General features: G+C 67.2%; 13 protein-coding genes. 6 read left to right on the top strand and 7 right to left on the bottom strand.

The genetic code is table 11. From position 1 onward, the window contains the following. Positions 1-141: 141 nt before the first annotated feature. Positions 142-2,880: a cation-transporting P-type ATPase gene (locus KF791_19740; GenBank protein ID MBX3734816.1), complete on the bottom strand. Its 2,739-nt coding sequence runs from the start codon at positions 2,878-2,880 to the stop codon at positions 142-144. 125 nt (positions 2,881-3,005) lie between these two features. On the opposite strand from KF791_19740, the gene KF791_19735 reads away from it, so the two are divergent. The 3 genes from KF791_19735 to KF791_19725 all read left to right on the top strand — a co-directional run bounded on the left by KF791_19735 (position 3,006) and on the right by KF791_19725 (position 6,065). Next, on the top strand, positions 3,006-3,923 hold the full coding sequence (locus KF791_19735; protein ID MBX3734815.1) for a phosphatidate cytidylyltransferase: 918 nt from the start codon (positions 3,006-3,008) through the stop codon (positions 3,921-3,923). Between the two features lie 58 nt (positions 3,924-3,981). Then, positions 3,982-5,118, top strand: coding sequence for a 1-deoxy-D-xylulose-5-phosphate reductoisomerase (locus KF791_19730; protein MBX3734814.1), 1,137 nt, complete (start codon positions 3,982-3,984; stop codon positions 5,116-5,118). 86 nt (positions 5,119-5,204) lie between these two features. Beyond that, positions 5,205-6,065, top strand: a complete 861-nt coding sequence (locus tag KF791_19725) for a leucine-rich repeat domain-containing protein (protein MBX3734813.1) — start codon at positions 5,205-5,207, stop codon at positions 6,063-6,065. A 40-nt stretch (positions 6,066-6,105) separates the two neighbouring features. Here KF791_19725 and KF791_19720 read toward each other — a convergent pair whose 3' ends face one another. After that, positions 6,106-7,395 (bottom strand): hypothetical protein, encoded by a 1,290-nt coding sequence (locus tag KF791_19720; protein MBX3734812.1) that lies wholly within the window; start codon positions 7,393-7,395, stop codon positions 6,106-6,108. 110 nt (positions 7,396-7,505) lie between these two features. On the opposite strand from KF791_19720, the gene KF791_19715 reads away from it, so the two are divergent. Further along, positions 7,506-8,429 (top strand): type II secretion system protein, encoded by a 924-nt coding sequence (locus KF791_19715; protein ID MBX3734811.1) that lies wholly within the window; start codon positions 7,506-7,508, stop codon positions 8,427-8,429. Positions 8,430-8,516: 87 nt separating this feature from the next. Here the strand turns inward: KF791_19715 and KF791_19710 are convergent, their stop codons facing one another. From KF791_19710 to KF791_19700, 3 genes are all read right to left on the bottom strand, one after another. After that, a complete protein-coding gene (locus tag KF791_19710; protein ID MBX3734810.1) occupies positions 8,517-12,200 on the bottom strand; it encodes a hypothetical protein in 3,684 nt (1,227 codons plus the stop codon). 209 nt (positions 12,201-12,409) lie between these two features. Next, a complete protein-coding gene (locus KF791_19705) occupies positions 12,410-14,284 on the bottom strand; it encodes a hypothetical protein (GenBank protein ID MBX3734809.1) in 1,875 nt (624 codons plus the stop codon). 311 nt (positions 14,285-14,595) lie between these two features. Then, positions 14,596-15,831 carry a glycosyltransferase family 1 protein gene (locus KF791_19700; protein ID MBX3734808.1) on the bottom strand — a complete coding sequence of 412 codons (1,236 nt, stop codon included), beginning with the start codon at positions 15,829-15,831 and terminating at the stop codon, positions 14,596-14,598. A gap of 134 nt (positions 15,832-15,965) precedes the next feature. On the opposite strand from KF791_19700, the gene KF791_19695 reads away from it, so the two are divergent. After that, positions 15,966-16,613, top strand: coding sequence for a hypothetical protein (locus tag KF791_19695; GenBank protein ID MBX3734807.1), 648 nt, complete (start codon positions 15,966-15,968; stop codon positions 16,611-16,613). On the opposite strand, the gene KF791_19690 is transcribed toward KF791_19695, so the two are convergent. After that, complete coding sequence (locus KF791_19690) at positions 16,610-18,265, bottom strand: aminotransferase class III-fold pyridoxal phosphate-dependent enzyme (GenBank protein ID MBX3734806.1); 1,656 nt, start codon at positions 18,263-18,265, stop codon at positions 16,610-16,612. The genes KF791_19695 and KF791_19690 overlap by 4 nt on opposite strands. Positions 18,266-18,368: 103 nt before the next feature. Here KF791_19690 and psd point away from each other — a divergent pair, with 103 nt between their 5' ends. Then, entirely contained in the window at positions 18,369-19,250 is an 882-nt protein-coding gene (gene psd, locus KF791_19685; protein MBX3734805.1) for a phosphatidylserine decarboxylase, read from the top strand. 197 nt (positions 19,251-19,447) lie between these two features. On the opposite strand, the gene KF791_19680 is transcribed toward psd, so the two are convergent. Next, a partial coding sequence (locus tag KF791_19680; GenBank protein ID MBX3734804.1) for a hypothetical protein occupies positions 19,448-19,869 on the bottom strand: 422 nt, incomplete at its 5' end.

Genomic DNA, 19,869 nt, shown 5'->3' with positions numbered 1-19,869 from the left:
CGCTGCAAAGCCGACGGACTTCAGAACGCGACCGACATCCCTCCCGGCGGGGCGCGTCGGGCGGGGCGTTCGCAAGACCGCGAGCCAGCCTGGAGGCAGGATCGCCGGAACTCCCGGTTGTGCAGGCGGTTCGCCAGCACCTCATTCCGCCAAAGGCGTCCGACGATCCGGGCGGCGTCCCTTGTCGAACCGGCGCAGGACCGCCTTCTCCGCCTCGACGAGAAGGAAGACCGCGAACCCGATGCCCAGCGGCACCAGCCACTGCCGCAGTCCCAACGATGCGGACCCAAACCACCGCTGCATGAACGGGGCATACACGAAGACGGCCTGGAGCACGGCGAGCACCCCGACGGCCATCCAGGCAACGCGGTTGGTGAACAGCAGCGACGGCGTCAGGCTGGAATCCCGAAGCTGCCGGCTGTTGAACAGGTAGAACGCCTGACCGCAAACCAGCGTGTTCACCGCCAGCGTTCGCGCCAGCTCCAGCGGCTCCCCCAACTGTTTCTCGACGAGAAACACCGCGATCGTGGCACCGCCGATCAACACCGAGACGAAGGCGATGCGCCAGAGGAAGACCGCCCCCAGAATGGCGGCGTTGGGATCCCGCGGCGGCCGGCGCATGACCCCGGGCTCGGGGGGGTCGAACGCGAGCGCCAGGGCCAGGGTCACGGCCGTGACCATGTTGACCCACAGGATCTGCACCGGGGTCAGCGGCAGCACGAATCCGAACACGACCGCCGTCAGGATCACCAGCGCCTCGGCGCCATTGGTCGGCAGGATGAACAGGATCGCCTTGCGCAGGTTGTCATAAATCGTGCGCCCCTCCTCCACCGCCCGGGCGATGGAGCTGAAGTTGTCGTCCGCCAGGACGATCTCGGCCGCCTCCTTGGTGGCCTCCGTGCCCTTGATGCCCATGGCGACCCCGACATCCGCCCGCTTCAGCGCCGGCGCGTCGTTCACGCCATCCCCGGTCATCGCCACGACATCGCCGTTGGCCTGGAGCGCCTGGACGAGCCGCAGTTTGTGTTCCGGGCTCGTGCGGGCGAAGATGTCGTGGTCCCGGACCAGCTGACGCAGGGTCTCCTCCGAAGCCGACTCCAACTGGTCCCCGGTCACGGCGCTCAGACGGTCGCCCAGTCCCATTTCACGTCCGATGGCAACCGCCGTGCCCGCATGGTCGCCGGTGATCATCTTCACCCGGATGCCGGCCTGGTGGCAGGTCCGTATCGCTTCGATGGCCTCGGGACGGGGCGGGTCAATGATCCCGACCAACCCGAGGAAGACCAATCCCCTGTCCAGGTCCTCCGGCTTCAGCTCCGTTCGGGCCGGATCCCACGGCCGGCCGGCGGCGGCCAGCACGCGCAAGCCCTCGTTGCTCAGGGCCTCGATCTCGCGCTCCCAGTGGTTGCGGTCCAGCGCCTGGTCGCCGTCCTCCCCACCGCCCTGGCCGGCGCAGCGGTCGAGCAGGCGGTCCGGCGCCCCTTTCACCAGCAGTCGCACGTCGCCTCCCGGGACGCGATGCAGCGTGGCCATGTATTTGTTCTCCGACTCGAATGGGATCACCGCCAGCCGCTCGTGGTCCCCGTCATCGAAGCCCGCCTTCCGCGCCAGGGTTCGCAGCGCGCCCTCCGTCGGCTCACCCGTAACGCGCCACTGACCATCGTCCTCGCCGATCTCGGAGTCGTTGCAGACCGCCACCGCCTCCACCAGCGCGCGCAGATCGTCATGGCCATCCAGGGTCACCGCCTTCCCGTCCAGTTGGAGGGCGCCTTCCGGACGGTATCCGGTGCCGGTGACGTCGTAGCGTCCGGCCGGCGTGACCACATGCCGCGCGGTCATCTCATTGCGCGTCAGGGTGCCGGTCTTGTCGGAGCAGATGACGGTCACCGACCCGAGGGTTTCCACCGCGTTGAGCTTGCGGGTGATTGCATTGCGCCGGGCCATGCGCTGGACCCCGAGGGCGAGGGTGATGGTGAGAATTGCGGGCAGGCCCTCGGGAATTGCGGCGACGGCAAACCCGATGGCCGCCAGGAACAGCTCGTTCAGGGTGAAGTCATGGAGCAGCCACCCGGTGAGAAACATCACTCCGGCCATGCCGACAATGAGCACCGACAGGATTTTGCCGAAGCGGTTCATCTGCCGGGTGAGCGGCGTGGCCAGCGTCTCGACTTCGGCGATCATCCTGTTGATCCGGCCCAACTCGGTGGCCGGGCCGGTGGCGGTCACGACGCCGAGGCCACGTCCGGCGGCGACCATCGTTCCCGAATACGCCATGCCATGCCGGTCCCCGACGCCCGCCTCCGGAGCCACCGCATCGGGTGTCTTTTCCGAGGGCACGGACTCGCCGGTCAGCGCGGATTCCTCGATGCGCAGATTCACGGCCTCGATCAACCGCACGTCCGCGGGCACCCGGTCGCCCGACCGCAGGCGCACGACGTCTCCGGGCACCAGGTCATCGGCTTCGATCTCGATCCATTCGCCGTCGCGATGCACGTGGGCATGCAGCGAGAGCATCTTGCGGATGCCCTCCAGGGCCTGCTCCGCCTTGCCCTCCTGGAGGAATCCAATGATGGCGTTGACCAGCACCACGCCGAGGATGACGCCCGTGTCCACCCAATGCCCGAGCGCGGCCGTCACTCCGGCCGCGCCGATGAGGATGTAGATCAGCAGGTCGTGGAAGTGCTTGAAGAAGCGCCGGAGCAGGCCCTCCCGGGGCGGCTCAGGAAGGCGGTTCGGGCCGACCGTCCGCAGCCGCGTCGCGGCCTCCTCGCGCGACAGTCCCTCCGCGTGGCTGGAGAGCTCCTTCAACACGTCGCCCGCCGGACGGGCATGTGGATGTTGGATCTGGAATTCCTGGGACGTGGCGGATCGTGTGCTCATTGCGATCGGATGGTTTGCGCCCACGGAGGGCGGAATTTGCGCAAGCTAAACCGGACGGGGGCCGGGGCAACCTTCCCTCACCCGGGCTTCCTTCGCGGGCCGGACGCTGATAGCACCACGGGCGCATGTCTGAAGCGACTCCGGCAGGATTCGACGCCCCGCCCAGCCGGGGCCGCATCTTTCTCCGACGCCTGGCCAGCACCGTGGTGCTCTGGACCATCGTCCTGACCGCCGTCTTTTCCACGAACCCCGCCATTGCGAATCCGGTGTTCCTGCTGCTGATCGCCGGCCTGGCTGCCGCGGGGCTCTGGGAGTTTTACGGCCTGGTGGAGCGGCGCGGCCTGACGTGCTTCCGGGCTTGGGGCCTGACGGCCGGGATCGCCCTGATGGTGAGCACCCACTACTACGTCACACGCGCCGCCGGCTTCCGTCTGGGGCCCGGCAAGCCCAATGACTTCGAGACCGGCGTGCTCGTCCTGTTTGTCCTCGGCCTCTGCCTGCGCCAGCTGTTCGACCGTCGCAACACCAACGGATTCGTGGCCATCGCCACCACCCTCATGGGGCTGATGTACGTGCCCTGGCTCCTGAATTTCATCCAGAAGATCAATTACCTTGAGGGCGTGGACGGCCGCTTCTACGTGCTCTACCTGCTGGTCGTCACCAAGTTCAGCGACGTTGGCGCCTATGTCGTGGGTTCGATGATCGGACGCCACAAGATGATCCCGCGGATCAGCCCCGGGAAAACCTGGGAGGGGTTCGCCGGCGCCATCGTGGTCTCCACGGGCGCGAGCGTGGTGATGGCCCTGTGGGCGGGCGAACGGCTCAAGGAGATGAACCTGGTCCATGCCATCGCCATCGGCCTGATCCTCAGCCTGGGCGCCGTCGTTGGCGACCTGATCGAGTCGGCCTTCAAGCGGGAGGCGGGCGCCAAGGATTCCGGCCGGCTCCTGCCAGGCATCGGGGGCATCCTCGACCTCATTGACAGTCCCCTGTTCAACGCGCCGCTGCTGTACCTGTACCTGCGACATGTCCTGACGCATTGACCGGGCCCGCCGGCTCCGCCCACGATCAAGGTTCGGCCTTCGCCACCGCCCCATCTGCATGAAGAACGTCGTCCTGCTCGGCAGCACCGGCTCCATCGGCACCAGCACGCTCAAGGTGGTCGAGGATCTCCCGGAGCACCTCCGCCTCGTCGGCCTCGCCGCCGGTCGGAATGCCACCCGGCTCGCCGAGCAGGCGCTCCGGCATCGTCCGGGCGTCGTGTCGCTCGAGGACCCGGCGGCCGCCGCGGAACTGGCGGCACGGCTCCCGGATGCGGAAGTGGTTTCCGGCCCCGAGGGATTGATCCGCCTCGCCACCCTTCCCGAAGCCGACGTCGTCCTGGTGGCCATCGTCGGCACCGCCGGCCTCGCCCCGGCGCTGGCGGCCATCCGGGCCGGCAAGGACATCGCGGTGGCCTCCAAGGAAATCCTCGTCATGGCCGGGGAAATCGTCATGGCCGAGGCGCGGCGTCACGGCGTGCGGGTGCTGGCCGTGGACAGCGAGCACTCCGCCATCTTCCAATGCCTCGAGGACCGCCCCGGCAGCTCCGTCAGGCGCCTCATCCTCACCGCCTCCGGAGGACCGTTCCGCACCACGCCGGGCGACGCGTTTCCCGGGATCACGGTCGAACAGGCGCTCAAGCACCCGTCGTGGGTCATGGGCCGCAAGATCACGATTGATAGCGCGACCCTGTTCAACAAGGGACTCGAGATGATCGAGGCCCGCTGGCTGTTCGACATCGAAATGGGCCGGGTGGATGTCGTTGTTCACCCCCAAAGCGTGGTCCATTCGATGGTCGAGTTCGTGGACGGCTCGATCCTCGCCCAGTTGTCCTCACCCGACATGTGCCTGCCGATCCAGATCGCCCTGTGTCATCCGGAGCGGCGCCCCAACGCCCGGGTCCAGACCGACCTGGCGCGGCTCGGGTCGCTGACTTTCGAGGACCCCGATCACGACCGGTTCCCCGCCCTCGGCCTCGCCCGGCGCGCGGGCGAGGTGGGAGGCACCCTGCCGGCCGTCTTGAACGCCGCCAACGAAGTGGCCGTCGAGCGCTTCTGCCGCCGGGAACTGTCCTTCCCCGGCATCTGGGACACCGTGGCCCGGGTGATGAGGACCCACACGGTGGTGGACAACCCTGCATTGCCCCAAATCCTGGAGGCGGACCGCTGGGCCCGTTCCGCCGCGGCGTCCGGCTGACTCCTCCAACACGCGCCCCTCCGAATACCCGGCGGGCGCGAACCGTCTTGACGCCACTGATGGCGTCCACCAAATACGCGCACCTTATGGTTTCCCGATTGCTCTTGCTGCTGTTGCTGACCCCCGTCCTGGCGTCTGCTGCGTCGGCCGCCGAGGCGGCGGCCGACACCACCACGGTCACCAACGAACCGCCCGCCTTTGTGGATCCCCGGCTGGAGGCGGCGGTGCGCCAGCAGGTTTTCGCCAAGCGCCAGTCCGCCGAGCCGCTCACCCCCTCCGACGTCGCCCAGGTGTCGGTGGTCGTCGGCAACTTCCGCGGCATCACCAACCTGTCCGGCCTCGAACATTGCAAGGCGATTGCCTCCCTGGAACTGGCGGGCAACGAGATCAGCGATCTGGCGCCGTTGCGGGGACTTCGCCAGCTGCAACTGCTCATCCTCAGCAGCAACCAGGTTTCGGATGTGACCGCGCTCGGCACCATCCCGGCACTTCAATACATCGAGCTGTCGCACAACCGGGTCAGTGACATCGCACCCCTGGCCGCGCTGACCAATCTGGCTTCGGTGTACCTGGGCGACAACCGCATCACCTCGCTGGCTCCCCTGACCCAACTGCCGCGGCTGGTCACACTCTATGCCGAACGCAACCAGGTGGATTCCATCGCCGGCCTGGAACATCTTCGCCGCCTGGGCAGCGTCTCGCTCTCCGGCAACCAGATCGCGGACGTCGCACCGCTCACCGGTTTGCGCGCGCCGACCTTCATTTTCCTGGAAAAGAACCGGATTGAGGACCTCGCACCGCTCAACGGGTGGATCACCAACGACCTCGCGGTCACACGCAACTTCGCCCCCTACCTGCAGCTCTTCATCGCCGGCAACCCCCTGTCACCCGCGAGCGAGAAACTGGCCGGGGACTGGGCCGGCCAGGGCGTCCGCGTGACCCGCTGATGCGCCGCGAGGGGCGGGGTCGTATCCCGCTCTCGCGCGCTCAGGCTGGGGGCGGGCCACCCGGCGTCTCCCGGAACTCCCACGGGGCCACCCGGGAGGGATCGGGGATCCCTGCGTCGCCTCGCATCAATCCGACCCGCTGCTCATACTGTCCCAGCTTCAGCGTATGAGGCGCCTCACGGGCGCGCTGATCGAGGCCCATCTGGCGCATCCGCGCCTCGGCCTGCGCCGCCCAGACGGTCTCGGGAAACCGTTCGCGAAGCCGTTCCAAGGTGGCCCGGGCCGTGGCCAGCCCTTCGGGAGCCTTCAACTGGAGGTCGGCCAGTTCATGGAACCACCGCACCACATGCCGCGGCGGTACTCCGGTCAGGGCCAGCAACTGCTCGAGTTCGCCGGTGGCCAGGTGCAGGTGTCCGAGTGCATCCGCGTACAGCCGCGCCAACCGCTCCCGGGCCTCCCAGTCATCCGGGTGGATCGCCAGGTGGGCCACCAGTTGTTGGGCCACTGCTGTCGGGTCCTCCTCCTGAAGGCGTCCGGCCCCGAGGTCTTCGGTGAGCCCCAGCCGTTCCTCATGATGGGCCACCACCAGGCGTGTGGGTTCGCCGGAAGGCAGTCGGGTGCTGGCGCCGGGCAGGTGCGCCATCCGCTGGCGGGCCAGGTGCCCCGCTGGGGACTCGGGCGATTCCAGGGCGATCAGCTCCAGCGTGGCGCGCGCCGCGTCGGGGTCGTTGAAGCCCTTCAATTGAAGATCTGCAAGGCGGCTCAGCGCCAGCGCGCGGTCGGTGGCCGAGGTCCCGGGATCCGCCAGCAGTTCGTCAAGCACCTCCCGGGCCGCCAGCGGATCCCGTAACTCGATCGCGTGGAGGTCCACCAACATCAGCATTCCCTCCACGTCCCCCGGAAACCGCTCCAGTTCGGCGCGCACCGCCGCCACCGCGGCGGCGGGGTCACCGCGCTTGCGATGGGCGATCGCCCGGTAGTAGGCCGGACGTTGCTCGACCTTTTCTTCACCCCCGGTCAGGGAGCCCGTGAGCGGCGACAGCAGGCCGCCCACCACCGTGGGCAGCCAGAGGATGGCCAGCAGCACCGACACCACCATGCCCGCAATCAGGACCAGAAACGCCGCGGGCGCACTGCCAGAGGGATTGATCCTGCGATACACCACCACAAAGAGGGCGATCAGCAGGGCGCTCACCACCCACCGGATCCAGCCCGGACTCTCGCCCGCCGCCGAGCCGTGGCGGGCGTACTGCCAGGCAAACAACGCTCCACCACCCAGCAGAACCAGGCCGAAAAACAGGGCATCGGTGAGCAGTGCGAGCAGGGGCATGGGGCTCTGGGCAACAAGCGCCGGGGGCGTCCCGGAGTCAAGTCCTTAGGGAACCACGCGGTGTCCACAATTGCGGTGGCGGCCCGCTGAAACGTCCAGCAGCCTTTCCCATGCACTCCGTGTCCAGTCGCCGGCCGGGTGCGCCATCGTGGCGCGGGATTCCGGGCGCCCCGAAGGCGTTCACCTTGATCGAATTGCTGGTGGTGATCGCCATCATCGCTGTTCTGGCCGGCCTGCTGCTGCCCGCGCTGGCCGTGGCGAAGTCCCGCGCGCAACGCCTGAAGTGCACCTCGAACATGAAGCAGCTCGGGCTGGGCTTCGCGCTGTTTGTCACCGACCACCGCGACCAATACCCGCCGACCGCCTATTCCACCGGTGACTACAGATACCAGCTTTCGTGGGATGACTATCTCCATCGCTACATCGGAGGTGCGGCACCCGAAGCGGACCTGATCCTCGGAATCTCGGGTGCCGTTGCGCCGGTGTCGCTGATCCCGAAGATCCTCAAGTGCCCCGCCGATCGCATTCAGACCGGAATCAGTTGGGCGCCCTACGCCCAGCGCCGGACCTACGCGATGAACTGGGCCGGACCGAACTTCATCCTCAACTCGGTCGCCGCGCCCCTGCCGCCCCCCAGGTACGGCGTCGGCGTCTACTACAACATGCGCGGCACCGCCGCCGGCAGCCTGCCCGACTGGGAACCGCCGGGCTACCATGAGGGCGTCGTGGCCGATCCCTCCGGCACCATTCTCCTTGCCGAACTGCCCAATGGCCGCAACGCCGCCGGCAATGACTGGCCATCGTTCTGCGCCGGTCCGGGGCCGGGACTGCCCACGGGCGCGGACGCCGACAGCGTGCAGGTCAGCGGCGCGAGCCGGCTGAACTACGGAGCCGCCGCCTACGGTCTCCATGGGCGGCGGTTCAACTATCTCTTCCACGACGGCCACGCCGCGGTTCACACCACCCGGGAAACGGTCGGCACCGGAACGCCCAACGCGCCGCTGGGCATGTGGACGATGCGGTCCGGCGACTGAACCGGGCCGCCCCGGGCGGCCCGAGGCGATGGGACCAGCCGTTGGGGGCCAATTGCGGGACGGCGGTGAAGTGAACTGCGACCCCGCTCAACGTCCGGACCGCAGGGCCTCGCTCAAGTGCGACGTCCGTCGAAACGCCTGACTTGCACTGAGGACCTGATAGAAGGCCTGGTTCCAACCAGGGACCAATGGAGCAACGAACAGAAAGGAACCACGATTGGTGTGGATGGGCTGGCCAGGCTCGAGCAGGTCGGGAGTCGCCACGATGACAACTTCCTCGTCCGGACCCGCTCCAATGGCCAACCGAACCCCTTCGCCGACGAGGAGTGGCTGCGAGGTGAACCGCGGCGGATCCACGGCGGCGGGCGTTGCCAGCAGGCGTGCCACCCGATGGCGGCTGAATCCGTTGACAGTGGAGAAGCTCCCAGCGATGGCGATGGAGCCGTCGGACAGCACGGCGACGGCGTGGACTTCATCGTCGGCACCCAGGCCGGGATCAAAGGAGTGGTCCAGACTGCCATCCGGGTTCAGGCGTGCGATCCGATTTCGCTCGAATCCCTGGTACGAGGTGAAAACTCCGCCGATGACCAATTTGCCGTCGGGTTGCAGGGCAAGGGCAAGGATGCCGCCATCGGCGCCGTCATTGGGGAGAAAGGTTGTGTCCAACGTGCCGTTGACATTGAACCGGGCGATGCGGGCGCGGCTGATCCGGTTGGCCAGGGTGAAGTAGCCGGCAATGACCGGTTTGCCGTCGGGTTGCACGGCGATGGAGGTGATCCGGTTATTGGCTCCGGCGTTGAATGCGGCATCAAGGCTCCCGTCGGGACGAAGTCGGGCGAACCGAACCCGATCCACCCCGTCGAAGGTCGTGAAATCTCCGGCGACATACACCTGGTCACCGACCAGGGTGGGATGCGTGGCGATGGCAAAAATCCAGTCGTTGGCCCCGGCACCCGGATTAAACGAGGCATCGAGTTGCCCGGTGGGGTCAAGGCGGGCGATTCGGTTGCGGGCCACACCACCGACCGTGGCAAATCCTCCCCCGATCAATACTCGATTCGCGTCCGTTGGCCGGATGGTGAGAACGGTGGACGCCACACTGGGCGCAAAGTTGCTGTCCCTGGACCCGCTGCCGGTGAGACGGACGAGGAATCGCCCGTCGGTCCCGTCATGATTGGCAAACGCCCCGCCGGTCAATACAGCACCGTCGGAATCCAGGGCCAGGGACCACACGTTGTCGTCGAAGCCGGTGCCGCCGGCGAAGGCCACGTCCAGGTTTCCGTCGGGAAGCAATCGCGCGATGCGTCCGCGGCCGATCCCGCCGACCCGGGTGAAGTTGCCGCCCAGGACGAGTCGGCCATCGGCTGTGGCTGCCAGGGTCCGCACCACGTCGTCCGGGCCGGGACCGGGATCGAAGGTGAGATCAAGCGCGCCCGGCGCCGGAGGCCGGTCGTCCACGGTGAGGACCGCTTCGCGACTGCTCAACCGGTTGAATGTCCCATCCCGATTGAACACGCGCACCGAGTACCGGTCCCCGTTCTGGTCGGGAGTGGCGACGAAACGATGGATCCAGCCGGTGGCGCCCGGGATGACTTGACCGTTGCGCAACCATTGATAGCCGACGGCGGATGCATCCGAGCCCAGCACCTCAACGGAGAAGGCCACCAACTGCTGGTTGCCCGCCTCAATGCTCTCCGGATCCTGTGCGATGAGCAGCGTGCCGGTTGTGGCTTTGGCCCGCAGAAACGAGCCGTTGATGGGGAGGCCACCTTCGGGTGCGGCGGCGTTCAGATTTGTGCTCCACCCGACCGCGAGGTTGTCGCCGCCCGTGCCCCCGGCGCGAATGGCCTCCAGATAGTACTCCCTGCCGGCCTCGAGACGGATGGGGGCGGACTTTTGCAGACCCGTGCGCCATTGTCGCGCGGGCCCCGCATTGCGTTCCTCGGCGATCAACACCGCATGGTCGGAGCCGGCGTCCGGACTCAGGAACAGTTTGCTCTGATCATCCGAGGCGATGAAGAAGACGTAATCGGTGGTGGTGGATGGCACGACCAACCCGTGAACGACCACCATGTAGTGATCGCGGACATCGGCAGGCGGCACCCGGTTGATGTCGCCGGCATGGGGCAGCTCAAAATAGGGAAGAAGTCCGCTGCCGCCTTGCAGGACCGCGTCCGAACTCCCGTCGGCGCCGGGGCGAAACGGGTCTGCCCCGGCGGGAAACCGGCCACGCCCCTGCGGTGCCGGGTAGTGGGGATCCACGCGGGCGCCACGAGTGTTGGGATGGAGGCGGTAGAACAGGCCCGGGGCATCGAAGCGAAGCGGGAGCGTGGTGGGGGACATGGTGGTCTCTCCGGTGGCATCCCGCACCCCGGTGACCTCCACCGTCCTCGGCGTTTGATCGAATTCTCCGACACCCAGCACCACCGCATCGGTCCCGTCCATCACGACGCCCAAAATCGCCTTTCCGGTGACGGCGTAGTGGGCGGGGTTGGTTGCGGATGCCGCCTCCACTGGGGCATCGAATTGAATTCGGAGACCGGGAGGCTCCGGCCAGCCGGACACGGCGAGGGCGCGGACCGGATCCGGAGGAGGCGGCTCTCCGCCGCCGCAGCCGGTGCCGTCCGGAAATCCGCCGTTGCCGGCCACACGGGCGATGTTGTCGCGCCGCAGGCAGTTCACGCTGAAGAACGATCCGGCGATCACCAGGCCCCCGCCCGGTTCCAAAAGAATCGAGCTGACGCTCGGCAGGGCCTCGTCCGCCCCCGGACTGAGGAAGTCGCCCTCGAGAACCGTGTCGAACGAGTGGTCGAGCACCCCCCCGGAATGCAGGCGGGCCAGTCCCCGGCGCTGCCGCCCTTCGATTCCGGGAAAGTACCCCCCGACCAGGATCCTGCCATCCGGCGACGGAACAATGGACCCCACCCGGGAGCGATCGAACCCGCCTGTTGGGCGGATGTCCGGTTGGAATGAGGTGTCGAGGCCGCCGTCCGGAGTGAGACGCGCGATCGCGGCAGGGGGTCCGCCAATGTGCCCGAAAAAGTCCCCTCCCACGAGCAGCCTGTCGTCATGTTGCAGCGCGAGGGCGAAGACCCTGGAGAACGCCTGGAAGCCGAAATCGGGAGCATACGCCGGGTCCAGTCGGCCACCCGGCATCAGGCGGGCCAACATGGGTCGCGACATGCCGTTGACCCGGGTGAAGCCGCCGCCAATGAGGATCTGGCCGTTGGGCATTTCCAGGACCGCCAGCACGCCTCCGTCCACGTCCCCTTCGAAAAGGGTCTCGACGGCGCCATCGGATTGCAGCCGGGCCAACCCGCGTCGGAGGACCCCGTTGACCGTGAGAAAGAATCCACCGATCACGAGCTTCTGGTCGGACTGCACAAGGATCGCAGTGATTTCCCCGTCGAATGCGTTGTTGGCGAGAGTGGAGTCCAGGCTTCCGTCGGAATTCAAGCGGGCCAGGCGGGAACGCGGCATTCCATTGACGCTCTCAAACGCCCCTCCAATCAGCAGCCTGTCACCTCCCTGCAACGCCCAGGCCAGAATCGGGCCGTCAACGACCGGCGAGTACCCGGCATCCAGGCTGCCATCGCTGTTCAAGCGCGCCAGCCCGCGGCGTGGTTCGCCATTGACCAAGGTGAACCCACCGGAGAGCAGGATCTGGCCGTTGGACTGACGCAGCGCGGCGGTGCTGCCATCCGTGCCAACGTGGCTCCCAAAGACCGGCGCCGTTTCGGCGGCCGGTCTCCCGTCAGCACCGGCCAGCATCAGCGCAGCCGCCAAAGACAGCACCCGACGACTGCCGCAGGCGGATGATCGCCTGCGACCCTCCGGGTCGTTCGGACGGCACTCAGGAGCGTCCGCCAAGGTCGAGGCGGATGGCGTGACGGGCTGCGGGGCGCCCGGGGCACAACACGACGGCTTCATCTCTTAAGCCTTCGCGCGGACCGCAGCCGATCTAACGAAACCTTCCGATTTCAAGGTCCGCCGCTGACGGGACCGCCGGGCCCCGTGGAAACGGAAAAAACCGTGCCGAGATTCCCGCCACCGCCATTGAGCGTGGCGCCAAAAAAGATGTTCCGGGCTCCGGGCGTCAGACGAGATCGTGCACGGGCGCCGTCCAGTGGTCCTCCCGTGAAGTGATGGAGAATCCGGTAGCCGCCACCTCCGGGGTCCATCCAGAAGATCGCCCCCAAGTTGGCCGTCCCGCCGGCGAGCGAGGCTCCCAGGAATGATCCCCCGGGAAGGCGTGTCAGCCCGACCGCAGGCTGCTTCGCATCGTCCACGACCGAGCCGCAATGGTGAAGAATCTCGAACCCCGACCCGTCGGGCCGCACGCGAAACACCCCACCGTTCCCTGCGGTGCCGCCGAGCAGTGCCGTGCCGTAGAGGAAGCCGTCATCCCCGTCCACCAGGGTTCCCTCGGGATGCATCAAATCTCCCGGAACCACTCCCAGACTCTTCACCACGGTCAGCGCGCCGCCCGGATCCAGCCGAAAGACGGTTCCATTATCCTTCGTTCCACCCTTCCTGGTGGTGCCATAGAGGACGCCTTGAGCATCCAGGAGCAATCCGCCCACAGGGTGGCGCGGGTCCTCCTCCCGCCCCCGCCAAAGGCCCGTCACCACCGCATAGCCATCACCGTCCTTTCCGATCCGGAATACGCCACCCCGCCCGTGGCCCCCGCCCCCGGTCGTCGTGCCATAGATCCAGCCGTCCGGGCCCTCCAGCAGTTCGGATTGGGGATGACGGCAATCATTGGTGGGGGCGAACGCGTGCAGCACCTGAAACGCCCCGCCGTCGCGCGTCATCCGAAACACGGTGCCCGCGCCGGCCGCTCCCCCCCGGAATGCGGTGCCGTACAGCCACCCGTCGCTGCCCTCAATGACCCCACCGGTGGGCTCCCCGCCGTCACGGGCCGGGTCCAGAGCCCGCAGGATCCGATAGCCCTCACCCGGGACCCCCAACCGAAACACCACCCCCCCGCCACCGGGCCCGCGGTTCACCGCAGTTCCATAAAGGAAACCGTCGCGGGACAAGATGAGCGGTCCCCAACCATTGACTCCGTCGCGGTTCGTGGGACCGAACGCGTGAAGAATCCGGACGTCGGCCCGAAGCACACCTGGCGTGATCGCGGCGCCAGCACCTGGCATGACACCTGGCGGGGACCCGCTCCCGGCCTCGGTGGGTGACCGCGGCCCGGCCTCCCGGAATGTCAGCAGTGCGAGCACACCGGCGGCCGCGGCCAGCACGAGGCCCGCAGCCCCCCAGCGACGGACCGGACCGGAAGCCTGGCGGGACCTTCGGGGATCCTTCCTGGGCTCATCGAGCACCAGTCGGTACACCTCGACAGTGGCCTGGATGTTCTTCAGTGACGGCCGGCTCAACGGCACCAGCGCGTGATCCACCTTGTTTTCGATCTGCTCGTACACCGCCCGGGAAACACACACGCCGCCCGGCTCGGCCAGGGGCTCGATGCGCGCGGCGATATTCACCCCGTCGCCGAAGACATCACCGTCCCGGCAGACCACATCGCCCAGGTGGATGCCAATCCGGATCAATACGCGCCGCTCTGCTGAACGGGTGGCGTTGCGATGGCGCATCAGGCCCTGGATTTCCAAGGCGCAGTTCACCGCCGCCAGCGCGCTGGCAAACTCGACGAGGAAGCCATCACCGGTGGACTTGATTTCGTTTCCCTGATGCCTGGGAAATACGGAGCGAAGCACCTCGCGATGTTCCTCCAGAAGTTCGAGGGCCAGCGCCTCGTTGCGTTGGGACAGGGCACTGTAGCCCACCATGTCAGTGAACATGATCGCCGCCAGCCGGCGATGCTCGGTGGAGGAGGAAGCCACGGCCCCGGGGTACACCTGCGGCCCGGAGTTGGCGAGCCCGGGTCCTCTTCTTGAACGTCGAACCTGAACGGGATCATCCAGCGATCCTGAGGCACCGCAACGATCGCACAGGACACGGTCAGGCCCTCGATTCCAGGCCTTCTGTTTGGGAGGTGACTACCGGGGGCCGTTGGAAGTCCCGGGGTTGAATTGCTGCTGTTGGCCGATCCGGGTTCCCTTCGCGTGGTCGGGGCCCATTTCGCCCAGCGCCGAGCCCGGGGACCTCCGTCGGCCACCCGACCCCACGCCCGGCGACTGCAATTGGCCGGTCGTCAGCACGCCGCCTCGACGTGATTCGAAACGTCGCGGGCGACGGGGACCGCGACGCGAGGCAGGACCTCACGGTAGATCCCCTCCACACGGGCGGCGATCCCGCTCCAGGTGTGCCTCTGGACAACCCGGTGGGCTTGAACCCCAACGTGGCGCACCCGCCATGGATCGCGGGCAACGGTGCGCGCCAGTTCCACGAAGTGCTCCGAAACCCCGAATCGTGCCAGCCACCCCGTCTCCCCATGCCGGATGAGTTCCGCCGCTGCGGCATGGTCAAATGCGAGGACTCCAAGCCCGCTGGCCATCGCCTCCGGGACGACGTTGCCGAAGGTCTCGGTCAAACTGGGAAAGAGCAGGAGATCCGACGAGGCGAAGTGCGCCGCGAGCTCGCGTCCCCCGCGCATTCCCGCGAACCACGCGCCGGGGCACCATTGCTCGAGGTCCCGCCGGGCCGGCCCGTCTCCAACCACCACCAGCCGCCAGCGCGGGTTCTCCCGGCGGATCGCATTCCATGCCGCGACGAGGACCTCCAGGTTCTTTTCAGCCGCGATCCGCCCCACATACAGGGCAACCGGGGCGTCGCCGTCCACTCCCCAGGAGCGGCGCAGCGATCCGCACCGGAAATCGGGACTGAACCGGGCCGCATCCACCCCCCGGCCAACGACCGTGAGGTTGTGGAATCCGTCCCGGGCCAGATCCGCCGCCAGTGCGCGTGTCGGGACCATCGTACGCACCGTGCGGTTGTGGAAATGCCGCAACCAGGCCGCGATCAGGCGGCGCAAGGCGCCAATGCCGTAGTGGCGGCTGTAGGTATGAAAATTCGTGCGAAACTCCGAAACCACCGGGATGCCAAGACCGGCGGCGGCCCGGACGGCGGACCAACCCAGGGGTCCCTCGGTGGCGACATGGACGATGTCGGGGCGTCGGCGGGTCCAGAGCGACAAGAGCCGCCGCCTCGCGGGCAGCCCCATGCGCAGGTCGGGATACCCGGGAATCGGGATCCCGCGGGTGAGGACGACGGCGGGGACGGAATCCGGCAGCGCCGGTTCCTGACGCTGGCGGGGACGGATCAACGGAATCGAGTGGCCTCGCTTGAGGAGTTCCGCAACAAGCCGGGCCAGGCTCAGGGCAACCCCGTTGACCTCGGGCGGGTAGGTCTCCGTCACGACGGCAATCCGGAGCGCGGGGTCATGCCGTTGGTGGACTGCCGCGTCCACCTCGTCCGACGCAAGGGTCATCCAGTCACCTTGCAATGGCCCCGCAACGGTCGCGTGGCACCCAATTGATATTTCGGTATCGAAACCGGACTGTCACGGCCCCTTCACCCGTGCGCATTGAAGTGGGCCCGGGTTCCCAATCCGGAACCCGTCTGATGACCGATCAAAAACCACTGCACAACGTGAACTCAACCGTGAACTCCTTCCTTGAGGACCTCCGCATCCAGCGATGGGATGACCACCGGTATTATCACCACAGCCGCGTCAATCAGGCGCTCCACCTCCTGAGCGCGGTCTCGTTCGTCGTCGCCTATGGACTTCTGTTCGTGGACCCCGCCTGGGCGGCGCTCCTGGCCTGGGGCGTTTCCATGACCAGCCGACAGGCGGGTCACTTCTTTTTCGAGCCCCGGGGCTACGACCACGTGAACGACGCCACCCATGAGCACAAGGAGGACATCAAGCTGGGCTACAACCTGCGGCGCAAGGTGGTGCTGATGTCCCTGTGGGCCGCCATCCCGCTCCTCCTGCTCATCAATCCCTCGCTGTTCGGAAGAATCGAGCCCGCGACGAACGCCGGCGGATACCTTCACGACCTCGGCATGGGCTGGCTCGCCATTGGCGTCGGCGGACTCATCTTCCGGACGGTCCATCTCTTCTTCCTCCGGGATGTCCGTACAGGTCTGGTGTGGATGACCAAGATTCTCACCGACCCCTTCCATGACATCTACCTCTATTGGCGCGCGCCGTTGTGCCTCCTGCGCGGGGAATGGATGGATCCGATGATCCATGTCCGCGGCCATTAGAGCGCCATCGCCCGGCGGATGACCTCCCTCAGGAGGAGCCGGCGGATGGAGCGATTGGTGAAGCCGGGCTGCTGCCACCACCATCCGTCACGGTCCATGGCCTGCGCCGCACGCACAATCCGCGCCGCAACCTCCTGAAACTCCTGCTCGGAATGGTCCAGGCTGAAGATCAGGCGGCCGGTGCCGACCCAGCTCAACGCCAACCCCTCGGCCCGCAGATAAAACTGGAACATCCAGTTGTAGCGGGACGGGAGCTGGTACAGCACCGTCCAGATGGAGGACAGGTGGGCCACCCGGATGGGCATCCCCGCCTGTTCGAGCCGGGTGTTGAGATCCTCCGCCCGGCGGTTCCATCGCCCGTCCAGGTCCGTGTAGACCGCAGCGGCTTCGGGGGAGTCCAGGTGCTCCAGAAACCGCTGCATGGCGGTCATCACGTAGGGATGGGAGTTGAAGGTTCCCCGGGCGAAGCAGATGTCGGCGGGGTGCCCTTCCCGGAACCGCTGCATGAGGGGACGCCGCCCGCAGACGGCCCCGACGGGAAACCCGCCACCGAGAGTTTTGCCGTAGGTGACGAGGTCGGCTCGGACGCCGAAGTACTCCTGCGCGCCACCGCGGGCGAGCCGGAAACCGGTGAGGACCTCGTCGAGAATGAACACGATCCCGCTCGCCCGGCAGGCTTCGCGGAGCTGTCGCAGCCACGCGGCATAGGCTTCACGGTCGAAGCGGGCCCGGCGCGAGCTGTCCATGAGGGACGAATCGCCGGGCGCCGGGGCATTGGGATGAAGGGCCTGGAGCGGATTCACCAGCACGCAGGCAATGTCCTTGCGGGTGGCGAGCACGCGGAGGGACCGCGCGTCCAGGTCGCGCAGGGTGTACACCTTCCCGGGAGGCATCGGGTTCCCGGGTCCCGGCTGCACGTCGTCCCACCACCCGTGGTAGGCGCCGCAGAACCGCACGATCCAAGGACGCCGCGTGTGGAAGCGCGCCAGGCGAACCGCCTGCATCACGGCTTCGGTGCCCGACATGTGAAACGACACCTCGTCCATGCCGGAGATCTGGCAGAGGCGTTCGGCATTCCAGGCAACACACGGATGGTAGCCGCCGAGGACCGGACCCAGCTTCCGGGCCCGGGCCACCGCTTCATCCATGCACTTCCGGTAAAAGTCGTATCCGAAGACGTTCACCCCATAGGAACCGGTCAAATCGTGGAACGTCTGCCCGTCGAGATCGGTCACCCGAACCCCATCGCTCGACTCCAGGAAGCTGCCCAGGACGATGTGTCTTCGAAGAAAGGCGCTGTAGGGGAAGGGAACGCGATAGGCGCTGGTGAACTGCAGGTCGGAGATCCGGGTCCGCGCCTCCCCGGAGAGCGCAAGGGTTGCGGTCTGGGGTTCCCGAATCCTCGCGGCCAGGCTGTGGAAACCCGCCTGCCTTCGGGTGACGACCTCCCCAGGCGCCCCGTCCGACGCAAAGAACTGGTGCTCGTCGAACTCATATCCGGGCATCAGTGCAGCCACGCGTCGCGCGATCCGCGAATGCCCCGCAAGCGAGGGATGCTTGGCGAGGGAGAGTTCAATGCGGCGGCGGATGAACGGTGCCGAGACCGCCAGGGCTGCCAGACCGCACGCAGAAAGCGCCGTTACGTCATTCATTCCGAGGACTGAACTCATGTTCCAAAAACCCTCCCGGCCCCCGGCCGACGCGTCCGGTCCGCCACACCTTCCGCCGGTCACCGGGGCGCGGCGCGCGGCGCGAATGCTGAAACACATCCGCGACCGGCTGCTCCTCCAGGAAGACCTGAACTTCCTGCTGACGAACCGTGTGCCCCGGATGCTCCTCACCCGCCTCATGGGACGGTACAGCCGCATCCGGAGCCGTCCCCTGACCCGTCTTTCCATCGGTGTTTGGCGCCTCTTCTCCGACCTGGATCTCAGCGAGGCCCGCGTCCGGCATTTTGAAAGCCTGCAGGAATGCTTCACCCGGGAACTCCGGGAGGGAGCCCGGCCGCTCGATCCAGATCCTCGCATGATTGTCAGCCCCTGCGACGGCATCGTGGGAAGCATGGGACGCGTCGAAGCCGGTCGGGCGTATCAGGCAAAGGGGTTTCCCTATTCCCTGCAGGAGTTGTTCGGGGGGTTGGATGCCGCCGGCCCATTTCTCGACGGGGTCTACGTCACGCTTCGCCTCACCTCGGCAATGTACCACCGGTTCCACGCGCCACAGGATGCCTGTGTGGAGCGGGTGAGCTACTTCAGCGGAGACACGTGGAATGTGAACCCGATCGCCCTGCGACGGGTGGAGCGGCTCTTTTGCCGCAACGAACGGGCGGTGCTGCACCTCCGCCTCACCTCCGGGCACCCGATGGCCCTCGTCGCGGTCGCCGCAATCCTTGTGGCCGGCATCCGGCTCAACTTCCTGGACGTTCGTCCCCATCTCCGCTTCCCGGGGCCGAGGCAGTTCCCATGCCGGTTCGCCACGCGGCGCGGCGAGGAGCTGGGATGGTTCGAGCATGGTTCCACGATTCTCGTGTTCGCGCCGCCGGCATTCACGCTCCACCCGGGCGTCGAACCCGGGACGCGGATCCGGATGGGGCAGGCACTGCTCCTGCCACCTCACGGGGATGCCGGAGGGTCGTGATGCGGACACCCGGGCCCGGGCGTGGAGGGCGCTCCTCCGCACGGGAACCTCTCCGGATTCCGCAGGCAATGCCGGCCGACGAACCCCCACTGGGGCCGGCAGGAACACTTGGAGCCGCCCCGTGACGCGGGATTGGGGCCACGGACATTTTGGCGATTCCGGAGCAACCCGGGAGCGAGCTGTCACCCTGGGTGCTTTCAAACGGGCCCTTCGACAATTCCGGTGAGTTCCTGTTGGAGAGCAAACGACCGATCCGGGGCATGAGCCGGACGCGGACCGCTCCTCTGGCGCCGGATGGGCGCGGGACCCGGTATCGCCGGGATGCCCGCCCCTGGCGGCGGCATCGGCGGGGCGGTGGCGACGGAGGCCGATGGGCCTGCCTCAACCGGCCGGGTCAGCTCATGCCATCGGAGGATCTCAAACCGCCCCTCCTCGTCCTCGGCAATAGCGGTGCAACTTTCCACCCAGTCGCCGCTGTTCAGGTACAGCAGACCCCGGATCGTTCGCTGCTCCGCGCGGTGGATGTGCCCGCAGATCACCCCGTGGACCTTGTGCTTCAGAGCAAGCCGCACCATGGCATCCTCAAACCGGGTGACGTAGCGCACTGCCGACTTGGTGT

This window comes from Verrucomicrobiia bacterium, assembly GCA_019634635.1.
Classification (GTDB): domain Bacteria; phylum Verrucomicrobiota; class Verrucomicrobiia; order Limisphaerales; family UBA9464; genus UBA9464.
This window is presented reverse-complemented; position numbering and strand designations above follow the sequence as displayed.